This window comes from Kitasatospora sp. NBC_01560, from assembly GCF_045208415.1.
Taxonomy (GTDB): Bacteria; Actinomycetota; Actinomycetes; order Streptomycetales; family Streptomycetaceae; genus Kitasatospora.
Window position 1 is genome coordinate 2515620 of the sequence record NZ_CP109364.1, and the last position, 14626, is coordinate 2530245.

At 75.5% G+C, this 14626-nt stretch carries 16 protein-coding genes; all 16 read right to left on the reverse strand.

Annotated elements, in window-relative coordinates:
- Positions 1-36: 36 nt before the first annotated feature.
- Positions 37-747: a GntR family transcriptional regulator gene (locus tag OH807_RS10540; protein ID WP_406196780.1), complete on the reverse strand. Its 711-nt coding sequence runs from the start codon at positions 745-747 to the stop codon at positions 37-39.
- Between the two features lie 361 nt (positions 748-1108).
- Positions 1109-2086: an ornithine cyclodeaminase family protein gene (locus OH807_RS10545; protein ID WP_406196782.1), complete on the reverse strand. Its 978-nt coding sequence runs from the start codon at positions 2084-2086 to the stop codon at positions 1109-1111.
- Complete coding sequence (locus OH807_RS10550; protein WP_406196784.1) at positions 2083-3111, reverse strand: proline racemase family protein; 1029 nt, start codon at positions 3109-3111, stop codon at positions 2083-2085. The genes OH807_RS10545 and OH807_RS10550 overlap by 4 nt, the downstream gene beginning before the upstream one ends.
- The gene (locus tag OH807_RS10555; protein ID WP_406196787.1) at positions 3111-4475 is read right to left on the reverse strand and encodes an aldehyde dehydrogenase family protein; all 1365 of its coding nucleotides are present in this window, start codon (positions 4473-4475) and stop codon (positions 3111-3113) included. The genes OH807_RS10550 and OH807_RS10555 overlap by 1 nt, the downstream gene beginning before the upstream one ends.
- Before the next feature lie 53 nt (positions 4476-4528).
- Positions 4529-5533 (reverse strand): proline racemase family protein, encoded by a 1005-nt coding sequence (locus tag OH807_RS10560; RefSeq protein WP_406210875.1) that lies wholly within the window; start codon positions 5531-5533, stop codon positions 4529-4531.
- A gap of 144 nt (positions 5534-5677) precedes the next feature.
- Positions 5678-6541 (reverse strand): dihydrodipicolinate synthase family protein, encoded by an 864-nt coding sequence (locus OH807_RS10565; protein WP_406210877.1) that lies wholly within the window; start codon positions 6539-6541, stop codon positions 5678-5680.
- Positions 6542-6686: 145 nt separating this feature from the next.
- A complete protein-coding gene (locus tag OH807_RS10570) occupies positions 6687-8201 on the reverse strand; it encodes an NAD(P)/FAD-dependent oxidoreductase (protein ID WP_406196788.1) in 1515 nt (504 codons plus the stop codon).
- The gene (locus OH807_RS10575) at positions 8182-8496 is read right to left on the reverse strand and encodes a (2Fe-2S)-binding protein (RefSeq protein WP_360197601.1); all 315 of its coding nucleotides are present in this window, start codon (positions 8494-8496) and stop codon (positions 8182-8184) included. Before OH807_RS10575 ends, OH807_RS10570 begins: the two co-directional genes overlap by 20 nt.
- A gap of 94 nt (positions 8497-8590) precedes the next feature.
- Positions 8591-9784 (reverse strand): NAD(P)/FAD-dependent oxidoreductase, encoded by a 1194-nt coding sequence (locus tag OH807_RS10580; RefSeq protein WP_406196790.1) that lies wholly within the window; start codon positions 9782-9784, stop codon positions 8591-8593.
- Between the two features lie 127 nt (positions 9785-9911).
- A complete protein-coding gene (tatC, locus tag OH807_RS10585; RefSeq protein ID WP_406210880.1) occupies positions 9912-10802 on the reverse strand; it encodes a twin-arginine translocase subunit TatC in 891 nt (296 codons plus the stop codon).
- A gap of 150 nt (positions 10803-10952) precedes the next feature.
- Complete coding sequence (tatA, locus tag OH807_RS10590; protein ID WP_406196793.1) at positions 10953-11258, reverse strand: Sec-independent protein translocase subunit TatA; 306 nt, start codon at positions 11256-11258, stop codon at positions 10953-10955.
- 205 nt (positions 11259-11463) lie between these two features.
- Positions 11464-11640, reverse strand: coding sequence for a hypothetical protein (locus OH807_RS10595; protein ID WP_406196794.1), 177 nt, complete (start codon positions 11638-11640; stop codon positions 11464-11466).
- 108 nt (positions 11641-11748) lie between these two features.
- The gene (locus OH807_RS10600) at positions 11749-11979 is read right to left on the reverse strand and encodes a hypothetical protein (protein ID WP_406196797.1); all 231 of its coding nucleotides are present in this window, start codon (positions 11977-11979) and stop codon (positions 11749-11751) included.
- Positions 11980-11982: 3 nt separating this feature from the next.
- Positions 11983-12957 carry a helix-turn-helix transcriptional regulator gene (locus OH807_RS10605; protein ID WP_406196800.1) on the reverse strand — a complete coding sequence of 325 codons (975 nt, stop codon included), beginning with the start codon at positions 12955-12957 and terminating at the stop codon, positions 11983-11985.
- The gene (locus OH807_RS10610; protein ID WP_406196802.1) at positions 12954-13970 is read right to left on the reverse strand and encodes a helix-turn-helix transcriptional regulator; all 1017 of its coding nucleotides are present in this window, start codon (positions 13968-13970) and stop codon (positions 12954-12956) included. Before OH807_RS10610 ends, OH807_RS10605 begins: the two co-directional genes overlap by 4 nt.
- Before the next feature lie 189 nt (positions 13971-14159).
- Positions 14160-14534 (reverse strand): FKBP-type peptidyl-prolyl cis-trans isomerase, encoded by a 375-nt coding sequence (locus OH807_RS10615; protein WP_406196804.1) that lies wholly within the window; start codon positions 14532-14534, stop codon positions 14160-14162.
- Between the last annotated feature and the right edge of the window lie 92 nt (positions 14535-14626).

The window sequence follows — 14626 nt, forward strand, 5'->3', positions numbered from 1 at the left end:
CGATCCTCCGTACTCACCCGGACGAGCGACCCGGAGCTACCGCGACCGCAGCTTCAGCGCCGAGCGCTCCTCCACCGCGTCGGCCTGGCCCTCGGCCCAGAGCGAGCGGACGTGGCCGAGGTGGCGGGCCATGCAGGCCTCGGCCGCTTCGGCGTCGCCGGAGAGCATGAGGTCGAGCAGCTCCAGGTGCTCCTCGGCCGAGGAGACGAGCTCGCCGCGCTGGTCGAGGCGGTTGAGGCCGTAGAGCCGGGAGCGCTTGCGCAGGTCGCCGACGACCTCGACCAGGTGGGCGTTGCCGGCCAGGCCGATCAGGTCGAGGTGGAACTGGCGGTCGGCCTCCAGGTAGCCGATCAGGTCGTGCTTGCGGGCGGCGGCGACGATCGCCTCGGCCTGCGGGCGAAGCCGCTCCAGCTGCTCGGCGGTGGCGGCCCGGGCGACCCGGCCGACGGTGGGGATCTCGATCAGGGCGCGGATCTCGGTGAACTCGTCGAGGTCGCGCTCGGTCAGCTCGGTGACCCGGAAGCCCTTGTTGCGGACGGCCTCGACCAGGCCCTCGCGGGCGAGGTCGAGCATGGCCTCGCGGACGGGGGTGGCGGAGACGCCGAAGTCGGCAGCCAGGGCCGGCGCGGAGTAGACCACTCCGGGGCGCAGCTCGCCGGAGATCAGGGCGGCGCGGAGGGCGTGGGCGACCTGGTCGCGCAGCCGCTCCTGGACGGAGATCAGGGTGCGGGGTTTCAGGTCGGACATGGCGTTCCTCCGGTGGTCGCAGGACACCAGCGTACAATGTCACGTTACGTTGAGCGGGCAACAATCGGTGATTCGAGCGATCGGCCGGGGTCCGCGGCGACGCCCGGAGCCCATGGTGGCAGTGTGCCGCCGACCGTGACAACGGTCGGCGGCACACTGCGTGCGAGCGGGCACCCGGCCCGCCCGGTCCGCACCCACCGGAGGCGGATACGCCGAAGCGGCCGGTGCGGCGGGGGATCCCTCCCCGCCGCACCGGCCGCGGGTCCGGCCGACGGCCACCACGCCCGGCCGGTCCCCGGTGCCGCCGCGCCGCGGCACCACCGAAAGCCCCGGGCGGCCCGACGGCCGCCCGGGGCCCGCCTCAGGCCCCGGCCCGGTGCACCTGCGCGGCGACCGCGAGGTCCTGCCAGGCCATCCCGACGCTCTTGAAGAACCGCGGCCGGCCGGTCGGCACCGGCGCCTCGCCGCGCACCAGCTCGGCCAGGTTCCACAGCCGGTCGGCACCGGTGACGCCCGCCATCAGCAGGTCCCCGGCCTCCCGCAGCGCGGCCGACCTCGCCTCGACGTACAGCTCCGCGCGGCCGACCAGCACCGCGTCCACCTCGCGCGCCTCCGGCTCGTGCGAGCCGACCGCCGCCACCACGGCGCGGTCGGGCACCAGCGCCCCGTCGAACAGCGGGGTGCGCGCGGTGGTGCAGCAGACCACGAGGTCCGCCTCGGCCACGGCGTCCGCCGTGCCCACCGCGGCCTCAAGCCCGCGGGCCCGCGCGTACCGGGCCAGCTCCTCGGCGGGTGCCGTGCGCCGGGCCACCACGGTGACCCGGCTCAGCGGCCGGACGGCGAGCAGTGCGTCCAGGTGCCCGTAGGCCTGCGGCCCGGCACCGAACAGCACCAGGTGCGCGGCCTCCGGATCGGCCAGCCGGGAGAGCGCGACGGCGGTGACGGCGGGCGTGCGCAGCGCGGTGAGCGCCGCGCCGTCCAGCAGGGCGACGGGCTGCAGGGTCGGCCCGTCCAGCAGCAGGTAGCTGCCGGTGATCCGGGGCAGGCCGCGGGCCGGGTTGTCCGGGGCCACTCCGGCGATCTTCACGCCGGCGTACCCGGCGGAGGCGGCCGGCATCAGCAGCAGCTCCCCGGCCGGCACCGGCATCGCCGAACGGGCGGGTGTGGCCTCCGGGTCCAGCCCTTCCAGCAGCACGCGCTCGATCGCCCCGGCGGCCTGCGCCGGGGTCAGCCCGGGCACCAGCCCCGCGGCGTTCCCGTGGACGCCCGGCGCGGCGCGCCGGAGCGGCTCGGCGGCCGCGCCGGGCAGCGTGGGGTCGTCACGTCGGTCGCCGGTCACAGCAGGAACCCCGTGCCGAGCGCGTCGTCCGGCTCCAGGACGAAGCCGTGCTCGCCGGTGCGGTGGGCGGTGCCGGTGACCTCGGTGACGACGCCGGCTCCGAGCGGGTCGCCACCGGGCAGCACCCGGCCGGCGAAGACCGTGCCGATCACCGACTCGTGGCGCAGCTCGTCGCCCGGCACGATCCGGCCCTCGGCGGCGAGGACGGCCAGCCGGGCCGAGGTGCCGGAGCCGCACGGCGACCGGTCGATCTGGCCGTCCGCGAAGACGGTCACGTTGCGCTGGCTCAGCTGCCCGTCGGCGTCGGGCAGTTCGTCGTACAGGATGACCCCGTAGACGCCCGAGAGCCGCGGGTCCGTCGGGTGCTGCACGGCCGGCGAGCCGGCCAGGGCGGCCCTGATCTCACGCCCGGCGGCGGTGAGTTCGGGCAGCAGGCCGGGCTCGACGGCCAGGCCGAGCGCGGCCGCCGGGACGGAGGCGTAGCAGGCGCCGGCGTGCGCGACGGCGACCTCCACCACTCCCCGCCCGGTCTCCACCGGCAGCTTGAGCGCGCTGACGACGGCCGGCACGTTGCGGAAGGTCACCCCGGTGGTGCGGCCGCCCTCGCGGTGGACCAGAGCGGTGACCCGCCCGGACGGCACGTCGATCCGCACCCGCGCCACGCCGTCCGCCGGGGCCGCGACCAGACCGGAGTCCACCGCCCACGCGCCGAGGGCGATGGTGCCGTGGCCGCAGGCGGTCGAGTAGCCGTCCTTGTGCCAGAACAGCACGCCGAGGTGCGCCTCGTCGTCGTCCGGCGGCACCAGGAACCCGCCGTACATCCCGGCGTGCCCGCGCGGTTCCCGGGTGAGCAGCTGCCGCACCCGGTCGAGCGCGCCGGGCCGGGGCGCGGTGGCGGTGCCGCCCGCGCCGAGGGCGATGGCCCGCCGCTCGGCGACGGTGTCACCGGGGGTGGCCGGCGCCCCGTCGAGGACGATCCGGAAGGGTTCGCCGGCCGTGTGGTAGTCCACGGTCCGCACCTGCATCAGGCACCACCGGCGGGCAGCAGGGTGACGGTGCGGCCCTGGGTGTAGAAGTCCAGCGCGTCCTGGCCCTGCTCCCGGGCGCCGTGGCTGGCGCCCTTGGCGCCGCCGAACGGCAGGTGGAAGTCGACGCCGCTGGAGGGCGCGTTGACGCGGATCATGCCCGCGTCCAGCCGGTCGGCGGCGGCCAGCGCGACGTCGAGGTCGCGGGTGTGCACCGAGGCGGACAGCGTGTACGGGGTGTCGTTGGCGAGCGCGATCGCCTCGTCCAGGTCCGCCGCGGCGTGCAGCACGGCGATCGGGCCGAAGAACTCCTCGCGCCGCAGCGGGTGGTCGTCCGGCACGCCGGCGACCAGGGTCGGGTCGAGGTACCAGCCGGTCCGCTCCGGCGCGCCGCCGCCGGTCAGCACCTCGGCGCCGGCCTCGCGGGCCGAGGCGACGGCCTCGGTGATCGCGTCCCGGGAGCCGGCGTTGATGACCGGCCCGCAGGACGTGTCGTCGACCAGCGCGAGCGCCTTGACCAGGGCGGCCCGCAGCGGCTCGTACGCCCCGCCGACGGCGATCACCCGGCTGGTGGCGGTGCACTTCTGGCCGGCGTACCCGGCGATCGCGGCGGCCAGGTGGGCGGCCGCCTGCTCCATGTCGGCGTCCGGGAGGACGAGTGCCGCGTTCAGCCCGCCGAGTTCGGCCTGGACGGGGATGCCGCGCTCGGTGGCGGTCCGGACGACCTGCCGGCCGACCCCGGTGGAGCCGGTGAACGAGACCACGTCGGCGATGCCGACCAGCTCGCCGCCCTCGGCGCCGCCGCCCGGCAGCACGGTGAAGACGTCGGCCGGCAGCCCGGCCTCGGCCACCAGCTCGCCGAGCCGCAGCGCGCAGCCGATCGCCTCCGAGGAGGGCTTGAGCACCACGGAGTTGCCGACGGCCAGCGCCGGGGCGGCCTTCCAGGTGGGGATCGCGAGGGGGAAGTTCCACGGCGTGATCAGCCCGGCCACCCCGTACGGGCGGCGGCGGGTGAGCAGCAGCCCGGGGCCGGCGGCGGTCTCGTGCACGGCGCCGGAGGCCGCGAACGGCGCCTGGGCGTAGTAGCGCCAGATCGCGGCGGTGCGGGCGACCTCGCCGCGTGCCTCGGCGAGCGGCTTGCCGACCTCGCGGACGACCAGCGCGGCCAGCTCGTCCGCGTGCGCCTCGACCAGCTCGGCGATCCGGGTGAGCGCGGCGGAGCGGGCGCCGGCGCCGGCGGCGAGCCAGCCGGACTGTGCCGTCCGGGCACGGCCGACGGTGGCCCGCACGGCTTCGGCACCGGGCGCGGGCGCCTCGGCGACGAGGTCCGTGGGATCGGCGGGGTTGTACGAACGGATCGTCACAGCAGCTAGTCCTTAGCGGAGATCAGCGGGGGGCGGCGCCGGCTTCGGAGCGGTCAGAGCAGGAAGCCGGCCGGGAACGGGTCGCTCGGGTCGAGGAAGTACTGGGCGGTGCCGGTGATCCAGGCGCGTCCGGTGACGGTGGGGACGACGGCGGGCCGCCCGGCCACCTCGGTCTCCTCGACCAGGCGCCCGGTGAAGGTCGTCCCGATGAAGGAGTCGTTGCGGAAGTCCCGCCCGAGCGGCAGCTCGCCGCGCGCGTGCAGCTGGGCCATCCGCGCGGACGTACCGGTGCCGCAGGGCGAACGGTCGAACCAGCCGGGGTGGATGGCCATCGCGTGCCGGGAGTGCTCGGCGGTGGAGCCCGGGGCGAGCAGCTGGACGTGGTGGCAGCTGTGGATGGACGGGTCCTCCGGGTGCACCGGGCGGTCCGGGCCGGCGTTGATCACGTCCATCAGGGCCAGGCCGGCGGCCAGGATCTCCTCCTTGCGCTCGCGCTCGAACGGGAGCCCGAACTCGGCGAGCGGCAGGACGGCGTAGAAGTTCCCGCCGTACGCGAGGTCGTAGCCGACGGTGCCGTACCCGGGCACGTCGATCTTACGGTCCAGCGCGACGGAGTAGGAGGGAACGTTGCGAATGGTCACCGCCTTGGCGGCGCCGTCCTCGACGTGCACCTCGGCGACCACCAGGCCGGCGGGGGTGTCCAGCCGGACGGTGGTGACCGGCTCGACCACCGGCACCATGCCGGTCTCGACCAGCACGGTGGCGACGCCGATGGTGCCGTGGCCGCACATCGGCAGCAGTCCGGACACCTCGATGTAGAGCACGCCGAAGTCGGCGTCCGGCCGGGTCGGCGGCTGGAGGATCGCGCCGCTCATCGCGGCGTGACCGCGCGGCTCGTACATCAGCAGCGTGCGGAAGTGGTCCAGGTGCTGCTGGAAGTGCGCCCGGCGCTCGGCCATGGTGGCGCCGGGGATGACGCCGAATCCACCGGTGATGACCCGGGTCGGCATGCCCTCGGTGTGCGAGTCGACGGCGTGGAACACGTGGCGGCTGCGCATCTGCTTGCGGCTCCCGTCGGGTGGCGTGGTCATGGGTGGTGGGTGACGCGGTGGTGGGTGACGCGGTGGTGGGTGACGCGGTGGTGGGTCGGCCGGGCCGGCTGCCGCCCCCTGGGCAGCCGGCCGCACCGGATGGGCCGGGCGTTACGCCAGGCCCTCGGCCAGCGCCTTCTCGGTGGCGGCGCGGACGGCCGCCTCGATCTCCGGGGTCAGCGGCAGCCGCGGTGCGCGGGTCGGGCCGCCGGGGCGGCCGGCGATGTCCATCGAGAGCTTGATCGCCTGCACGAACTCGGTCTTGGAGTCCCAGCGCAGCAGCGAGTGCAGCGCCTTGTAGAGCGGCAGCGCGGTCTCCAGCTCGTGCGCGACGGCGGCCCGGTAGAGGGCGACGCTCGCCTCGGGAAGCGCGTTCGGGTAGCCGGCGATCCAGCCGACGGCGCCGGCCAGCGCGAGCTCCAGCAGCACGTCGTCGGCGCCGATCAGCAGGTCCAGCCCGGGGGCCAGCTCGGCGATCTCGTACGCCCGGCGGACGTCGCCGCTGAACTCCTTGACGGCGACGATGGAGCCCGCGGCGTGCAGCTCGGCGAGCAGCTCGGGGACGAGGTCGACCTTGGTGTCGATCGGGTTGTTGTAGGCGACGATCGGCAGGCCGGCCTTCGCGACCTCCGCGTAGTGGCCGCGGACGGCCGCGCGGTCGGCGCGGTAGGCGTTCGGCGGCAGCAGCAGGACGGAGCCGGCCCCGGCCTCGGCGGCCTGCTCGGCCCAGCGGCGGGACTCGGCGCTGCCGTACGCGGCGACGCCGGGCATCACCCGGGAGCCGTCGCCGGCGGCCTCGACGGCGACCTCGACGATCCGGGCGCGCTCCTCGGCGGTGAGGGTCTGGTACTCCCCCAGCGAGCCGTTGGGGACGACGCCGTCGCAGCCCGACTCGATGAGCCAGCGGACGTGGTCGGCGTAGGCGTCGTAGTCGACGGAGTGGTCCGGGCGCAGCGGGATCGTGGTGGCGACCATGATGCCGCGCCAGGGCCGGGTGGTGTCGTGCTGGGTGTAGGACACAGGTAGCTCCTTGGTGAGGTGTGACATTTTATTAGATGGCGCGCGGTGGAGACAAGGGCCCCCGCCGTGCAGGTTCCGACCGCCGGGCCCGGCCCGGTGGTCAGCCTGTCGGGAGCCCCTCCGCCGAAGGGCCCCCGACAGGCGTCCGCCCGGCCGGCGGGCCGGCCGCGAGCTGGGAGAGCGGCACCGGGCAGGAGAGCGGACGGCTGTCCGCCCGCGCCTCGCCGCCGCCCGCGAGGCAGGCCACCGCAGGACCGCACATCCGGCCCTGGCACCAGCCCATCCCGGCCCGGGTGAGCAGCTTGACGGTCCGCGCGTCGCCGGCGCCCAGCTCCTCCACCGCCTCCGTGATCCGGGCGGCCGGGACCTCCTCGCAACGGCAGACGTCGGTGTCCGGGCGCAGCCACTGCGGCCAGCCCGGGCCGGGCCGGTGCGCCGCGGCCATCAGCTCGGCGAAGGCCCGCAGCCGCGAGCGCCGGCGCAGCAGCGCGGAGCCCGCCGGGGCCCCGGCCACCGCGAGCGCGGCCAGCTCGCCCTCGGCGATCGCCAGATCCGCACCGCCGACACCGCAGGTCTCGCCGGCCGCCCAGAGCCCGGGGAGAGTGGTCCGCATCCGGGCGTCGACCGCGAGCGCGACCGCACCGTCCGCGGTGGTCCTGGTCCCCGCGCCCAGCTCGGTGGCCAGCTCGATCTGCGGCAGCAGTCCGTGCCCCACCGCGAGCGCGTCGCAGGCGATCCGCCGCTCCGTCCCCGGCACCGGCCGCCAGTCGGCATCGAGCCGGGCCACCGTGACGGCGGTGACCCGGTCGGTGCCGTGCGCCTCGACGACGGCGCTGCGCCGGCGCAGCCGGACGCCGTGCCGCAGCAGCGCCGCGCCGTGCCCGGCCCCCTCGACCAGCTTGGCCGGGACGGCGGCCAGCACGCCGGGGCGCCGGGCGTAGCCCAGGTAGTCGGTGGCCTCGACCACGGCGGGCACCCGGGCGCCGGCCGTGACCAGCGAGGACGCCGCCGCGAGCAGCAGCGGCCCGCTGCCGGCGACCACGATCCGCCGGCCGGGGAGCACCAGGCCGGACTTGAGCATCGCCTGGGCGCCGCCGGCGGTGACCACCCCGGGCAGCGTCCAGCCGGGGAACGGCAGCTGCCGCTCGTACGCGCCGGTGGCCAGCAGGACGGCGACGGCCCGGACGGTCGCCCGGTCGGCGGCCGCCGGCCCGAGGGTCGCGTGCAGCGACCAGGCGGTGTCGCCGCCGTCGGTCGTGCCCGGCGCCGCAGCCGGGCCGGCCGGCCGCTCCAGCGCCCAGACCTGGTGCCCGGACAGGTGGTCGATCCGGCCGGCCCGCCGGTGTGCGGCGAGCCGGTCGGCCAGGCCGGTGTAGACGGACCAGCCGTGGTGCAGCCGGTCCGGCCGGGCGGCGCCGAGGCCGGGCGCGGGGTGGCGGTAGTACTGCCCCCCGGTCTGCGGGCCCGCGTCCACGAGGGCGCAGTGCAGCCCGAGATCGGCGGCCGCCACGGCGGCGGCGAGGCCGGCCGGGCCGGCGCCGACCACCGCGAGGTCGTACGGTCCGCGGTGCCCGGCGGCGGGGCGGGCCGGGGTTTCAGACGGCGAGGTCGGCACGGCCGTTGCCCTCCTGGGTGGTGACGGTGGTACCGGGCTCGGCCGGAAGCAGGCAGGTGCGCTGGTTGGGCCGTCCGTCGACGGTGGCCAGGCAGTCGAAGCAGACGCCGATCCCGCAGAACGCCCCGCGCGGCCGGCCGCCGACCCGGGTGGTGCGCCAGGCCAGCACGCCGTCGGCCCAGAGCGCGGCCGCGATCGACTGTCCGGGCAGCGCGGGCACGGCCCGGCCGTCGAACTCGATGGTGTGGGCGGGCTCCGGCTCCGCCCCGACCAGGTCGGCGGGGGTTCGGCGCATGAGGGGGGTTCTCCGTTCCGGTGGGGGGCTCGGGCGACGGGCGGGCCGCACGGCCGCGGGCGGGCGCGCGGCGGGGTTCACCGCGCGGCGGGGTTCACGAGGTGTCGTCGGCCCCGAAGCGGTCGGCCCGGAACGGTGCGAGGTCCAGCTCCGGGGCCTTGCCGGTGAGCTGCTCGCTGATCAGCAGCCCGGTGGCCGGGGCCAGCCCGATCCCCGCGCCCTCGTGCCCGCAGGCGTGGTACAGCCCGGACACCCGGGGGTCGGCGCCGATCGCGGGCAGGTGGTCCGGCAGGTACGGCCGGAAGCCGCGGTAGGCGCGCAGCACGCTGACGTCGGCGAGGACGGGGAACAGCGCCGCGGCCTGGGCGGCCAGCCGGTGCAGCACCTCGGTGGAGAGGGTCCGGTCGAAGCCGACCCGCTCCCGGCTCGCGCCGATCAGCACCGGTCCGCCGGGCGTGCCCTCGACCACCGCGGAGGTCTGCAGCGCGGCCGAGCCGCTGGCCACGTCCGCGACGTAGTCGGCGGCGTAGACCTTGCGCCGGACGATCCTCGGCAGCGGTTCGGTGACCAGGACGAAGCCGCGCCGGGGCAGCACCGGCAGGTGCACTCCGGCCAGCGCGGCCAGCTCGCCGCCCCAGGTGCCGGCCGCGTTGACCACGGCGGGCGCCGCCAGCCGCCGCCGGTCGGTCACCACCGCGCGCACCGCGCCGTCCGGGCCGAGGGCCAGCTCGCGGACGGTCTCGCCGGTGTACAGCACGGCGCCGTCGCGGCGGGCCGCGCGCAGCAGGTGGGCGGCGGCCAGGGCGGGCTGGACCTGGGCGTCCTGCGGGTAGAGGAAGCCGCCGGCCAGCCCGGGGGCCAGGTGCGGTTCGAGCTCGCGCAGCCGGTCACCGGGGATCTCCTCGGCGGTGACGCCGACGGCGGCCTGGGCGGCGGCGAAGGCGCGCAGGGCGTCCTGCCTGCCGGGGGTGGCGGCGACCACCAGTCCGCCCTTGGGCTCGTACTCGACGGCCTCGCCGAGCTCCTCGGCGAGCTCCTGCCAGAGCCGGGTGGAGAGCATGGCGAGGTCGAGCTCCGGCCCGGGCTCCTTGTCGGAGACCAGCAGGTTGCCCTCGCCGGCGCCGGTGGTGCCGCCGGCGACCGGGCCGCGATCGACCACGGCGACGGCCAGCCCGGCACGGGCGGCGTAGTAGGCGCAGGCGGCGCCGACGACACCGGCGCCGACCACGACGACGTCCAGGAGGGGGCTCTGATGCTGGTCCACGCCCAGTAATATGTCACATGCCATCGAACCTGCCAAGAGTGCCCCGCAGAACGGCCGAATCCATGCGAAAAGCCCCGGCCCGCCGGGGATCGGCGGACCGGGGCTCTCAGGGTTCTCGGAGCTCTCGGAGTGGTTCTCCGAGCTCGACGGCCTACGTGATGTCGTCCATCTGCTCGTGACGGGCGGCCGGCACCGGCGCCCCGGCCAGCGGCGTGCCCGAGGCCTCCACGGACTCCACCCCGGCCACCGGCTGCACCGAGAGGTCCAGCTGCGAGGCCTCCTCGTCGTCCAGCGCGAGGTCGGGGTTGCGGCGGGCCCGGCGGCGGTCGTTGAACAGCGCGATGGCGACGGCGATGAAGTACAGCGCCCAGATCGGCGCTGCCAGCACCAGCATGCTGACCGGATCCGCGCTCGGCGTGGCGAAGGCCGCGAAGACGGTGATCGCCATCACCATGCCGCGCCACCAGCCCAGCAGCCGCTTGCCGGAGACGATCCCGACCAGGTTCAGCATCACCAGCAGCAGCGGGAACTCGAAGGCGAGGCCGAAGACCAGCACCATCCGGGTCGCGATGTCGAAGTAGTCCTCGGGCGGCAGGATCGGCACGGTCTCGCTCGGGGTGAACGAGATCAGCACCTCGACCGTGGTCGGCATCACCAGGAAGGCACAGGCCGCGCCGGCCAGGAACAGCGGGGCGCCGCAGATCACGAAGATCACGGTGTACTTGCGCTCGTGCTTGTGCAGACCGGGCGCGACGAAGGCCCAGACCTGGTAGAGCCAGACCGGGACGGCGGCGACCACACCGGCCGTCAGCGCGACCTTGAGCATCCAGTTGAAGCCCGCGGTGAGGCCGATGTTGGAGACCTGCGCGCACCGGCCGTGGTAGTCCCCCGAGTTCGCGTCGTTGCACTGCGGCAGCGGCTGGAGCAGGAAGTGCTCCAGCTTCTTGTGGTACACCAGCGCGACGATCGTGAACACCACGATCACCAGGACCGACTTGACCACGCGGTTCCGCAGTTCCCGCAGGTGGTCGGCAAGGGCCATCCGCCCCTCAGGATCCTTGGGCGCCTTCGACGCCTTGGCGAGCTTGCTCAACCCCGGTCCTCAACTCGTGCGTCGAGGCCCGCCGGTCGACGGGCCTCCAGTGGTCGCGAGCGCCGACGCACAGGTCGGCGCCGGCGCGGCGCGCGCGGCTCAGTGCGCGCCGCCGCCGTCCGCCGGCGGCTGCGCGGCCCGGTCGGCCACCGGCCGGGCGGTCGCGGACGCTCCAGGCGCGGCCTGGATGGTCCTCGCCGCACCGGAGTCGGTCACCGCGGGGGCGGCCGGCGGCACGGACTCGGCGCCGTCCTGCGCGCCGTCCGACTTCATCGCCTTGGCCTCGCTCTTCAGGATCCGCATCGACTGGCCGAGCGAGCGCGCCAGATCGGGCAGCCGCTTGGCGCCGAACAGCAGAATGGCAAAGACGGCGACCACGAGAATCGCGGTCATCGAGGGACGCATGCCCGACCACCTTCAGTCATGGCGGCACCGGTGGGCCGCCCGCTGCGGGGATGGTAACCGCTGCGGATGACGCCCTGACGACGGCCGCCCGAACAGGACAGCGGCTCCCCGTCCTGAGGCGGGAGCCTTCCGAGAGCGTAACCCGCCCACACCCCGGCGCAGCAGCCCCCGGTACCCACCGATGCTCCGACGTGCCCGAGGACACTCAGCGCCCGGGTACCGCCGCCGCGAGGTCGCCGGCCGCCTCGGCCAGCGCGCGCGAGGCGGTGTCCACCCCCTCGGCCAGGGCCCGGACGTCCAGCCAGAGCCGGATCGCGAGGACACCGAGGACCAGCAGACCGGCGGTGACGAGCAGAACGGCGGCGACGAGCATCCAGGACATGCGCACCAGCCTACCGACCGCGGACCGGCCGGCCGGCGCCCCACCGGCTCGGGCCGCGGCGCCCGGCCGGCGCCGCTCGGCAGGTCGGGCCAGCCCGGCCGGCGGGGCTCAGCCCTCGACCGGTACCAGTCGCATCGTCCGGACCCCGGCGCCGGTCAGCGCCGTGACGATCTTCTCCCCGGCCGCCTTGCGCACCGAGGCCCCGCAGAGCGGGCAGCCGAAGCTGTAGTGGGCCTGGGCCGGCGTCCGCCCCAGGGTGAGGCGGAACTCCTCGGCCGGCAGCTCCACCTTCTCCCGGCACTGCGAGCAGTAGACCTTGAATCTGGTACCGGGCTCCACGGCTCAGACCAGCCCCGCCCCGCCGACCGCCTTCTCGTCGTAGGCGGCCAGCGCGTCGGCCGCGGCCGAGCGCGCCTGCTCGACCAGCTCCGGCGGCGAGACGATCCGGCCGTCCCGGCCGAGCCGCAGCGCCAGCGGGCGCAGCTGCGACGGGTCGGCGCTGCGCAGGGTGATCCGGAGCCCGCCGTCCGGCAGCTCCTCGGCGCGGTCGTGGGTGTAGTACTCGGCGACCCAGCGGCCGCCGGAGGTGACCTCGACCACCACCTCGGGGTCGTCCGCGGACGGGTTGACCAGCCCGCCGGAGAGGTCCCGGGGCTCACGCCTCGGCGGGTCGGAGGGGGTGTCCAGCACGCGGATCTCGGCGACCCGGTCCAGCCGGAACATCCGGTGGTCCTCCGAGGTCCGGCACCAGGCCTCCAGGTAGGTGTGCCCCTCGGTGAGCAGCCGGATCGGGTCGACCTCGCGCTCGGTCATGCCGCCGCGGCCGTGCGAGTAGTAGCGCAGCCAGACCCGGCGGCCCTCGCTGAGCGCGCGGTCGATGTCGGCGAACACGTGGCTCTCGGCCTCGAAGGTGACGCCGACCCGGGCGCTGCCCTCCGCGCTGTCCCCGGCGGCGTTCTCGATCTTGGCGACGGCCCGGGTGAGCGCCTCCCGGTCACCGGCCCGCAGACCGGGCAGGCCCGCCACCGCGCGGGCGGCGACCAGCAGCGCGGTCGCCTCGTCGGCGGCGAGGCGCAGCGGCTGGGCGACGTCGTCGACGTTGTGCCACCAGATCCGCTCGCCGTCGGTGTCGATGTCGAGCAGGTCGCCGCCGCGGAAGCTGGTGCCGCACATCGGCAGCACGTTGAGGTCGCCGATCAGCTCGCGCTCGGTGATCCCGAAGGCGCGGGCCACCTCGGCCACCTCGGCGCCGGGGCGCTCGCGCAGGTAGGTGACCAGCGAGAGCATCCGCCGGGTCTGGTCGATCGCGTTGCTCATGCCCGCACTCCCTCAACACTCTCCACAGCACCGGCACCGGCACCGGCGGCGGCACCGACGCCGGCCACCGCGCGCAGCCGGTCGATCACGTCCGCGCGCAGCTCCTCCGGCCCGAGCACCAGCACGTCCGGCCCGAACTCCGCGAGGTCGGCGCCGAGCCCGTTCCCGTACGGGATCTCCAGCTCGTCCCAGCCCTCGTCGGCCCGCCGGGTGCTCAGCGCCTTGGTCCGCAGCGGGAAGCCGGCCCCGCGGCGGACCCGCACGGTGGCGGTCGCGGTGGCCCCCTCACCGGCGAACTTGGCGACCGTGGCGCGGACGTCGACGTGCTCCGGCACGGCGCCGAGGAAGGCGCCGGAGCGGGAGCGGACCTTGCCGGTGATCCGGCTGAGCCGGAAGACCCGGGCGTCGCCGCGGTCGCGGTCCCAGCCGGCCAGGTACCAGTGGCCGCGCCAGCACTCCAGCGCCCAGGGCTCCACGGTGCGCTGCTCGACGGCGGCGGCGCCGGCCTTGCGGTACTCGAAGGTGACCGGGCGGCGGTCACGGGCGGCGGTGAGCAGCGGTTCGAAGGCGCTCTCGCGGGCCGGGATGCGCGGCTCCAGGGCGGTGCGGCCCTCGGTCTCGCCGAACGGGACGCCGGCGGCGCGGAGCTTCTGCAGCGCGCCGCTGGCCGCACCGGACATCTTGGCCTGCTGCCAGACCCGGGCGGCAAGGGTGAGCGCGGCGGCCTCCTCGGCGTCGAGGGCGATCTCCGGCAGGCGGTTGCGGTCGGCGCGGGCCAGGTAGCCGAGCTCGCCGTCGAGGGCGTTCTCGTCCACGTCGATCACCAGACCGAGTTCGCGCAGGTCGTCCTTGTCCCGCTCGAACATCCGGTTGAAGGCGTCCTCGCTGCTGTTCTGCCAGGCCTCGCGGTACGCCTCGATGGATTCCCGCAGCTCCTTCTTGGAGAGCGGACGTCTGGTGTTCATCAGGCACAGGGCGAGATTCATCAGCCGCTCTGCCTTGGCGATCGCCATCGCTGACCCTTCCGGTGTGCCGCGCCGTGCGCGGGGTGCGCCCGCCGGGTGGTCGTCGACCCGGCGGGACCGACCGTACCGGTAGCAGTACGCAGTGCAAAAGCCGAGGGTACAAACGCGTGGGGCCGCACCCCCGGTGCGGGGGTGCGGCCCTCGGTCAGCGCCGGTACCGAGCGGACCGGACCGGGATCAGACCGAGATCAGGTCGACCACGAAGATCAGGGTCGAGCCCGCCGGGATGAGCGGCGACGGCGACTGGTTGCCGTACGCGAGGTGCGCCGGGATGGTCAGCTCGCGGCGGCCGCCGACCTTCATGCCGACAACGCCCTGGTCCCAGCCCTTGATGACGCGGCCGGCGCCGAGCGGGAACTTGAAGGTGGACCCGCGGTTCCAGCTGGCGTCGAACTCCTCGCCGGACTCGAAGGTCACACCGGCGTAGTGGACCTCGACGACCTGACCGGGCTTGGCCTCGTCGCCGGTGCCGACCTCGATGTCGCGGATCTTGAGCTCGGTCGGCGCGTCACCGATCGGGAAGTCGATCTCCGGCTTCGTCTTGTTGCTCACAACTGCCTCTTCTCACGGTTGGGTCCATTCATGACCAAGCGACGGGCGCCCGCACCCGGTCCGTTCCCGGACCACGGTACGGGCGCCCGCCG

Bases quoted from the DNA above. Each gene is read 5' to 3' on its own strand.
- OH807_RS10540 (WP_406196780.1), bottom strand. From the start codon at position 747: ATGTCCGACCTGAAACCCCGCACCCTGATCTCCGTCCAGGAGCGGCTG.
- OH807_RS10550 (WP_406196784.1), bottom strand. From the start codon at position 3,111: ATGCAGGTGCGGACCGTGGACTACCACACGGCCGGCGAACCCTTCCGG.
- OH807_RS10560 (WP_406210875.1), bottom strand. From the start codon at position 5,533: ATGCGCAGCCGCCACGTGTTCCACGCCGTCGACTCGCACACCGAGGGC.
- OH807_RS10565 (WP_406210877.1), bottom strand. From the start codon at position 6,541: ATGGTCGCCACCACGATCCCGCTGCGCCCGGACCACTCCGTCGACTAC.
- OH807_RS10575 (WP_360197601.1), bottom strand. From the start codon at position 8,496: ATGCGCCGAACCCCCGCCGACCTGGTCGGGGCGGAGCCGGAGCCCGCC.
- OH807_RS10580 (WP_406196790.1), bottom strand. From the start codon at position 9,784: ATGGCATGTGACATATTACTGGGCGTGGACCAGCATCAGAGCCCCCTC.
- tatC (WP_406210880.1), bottom strand. From the start codon at position 10,802: ATGGCCCTTGCCGACCACCTGCGGGAACTGCGGAACCGCGTGGTCAAG.
- tatA (WP_406196793.1), bottom strand. From the start codon at position 11,258: ATGCGTCCCTCGATGACCGCGATTCTCGTGGTCGCCGTCTTTGCCATT.
- OH807_RS10595 (WP_406196794.1), bottom strand. From the start codon at position 11,640: ATGTCCTGGATGCTCGTCGCCGCCGTTCTGCTCGTCACCGCCGGTCTG.
- OH807_RS10605 (WP_406196800.1), bottom strand. From the start codon at position 12,957: ATGAGCAACGCGATCGACCAGACCCGGCGGATGCTCTCGCTGGTCACC.
- OH807_RS10610 (WP_406196802.1), bottom strand. From the start codon at position 13,970: ATGGCGATCGCCAAGGCAGAGCGGCTGATGAATCTCGCCCTGTGCCTG.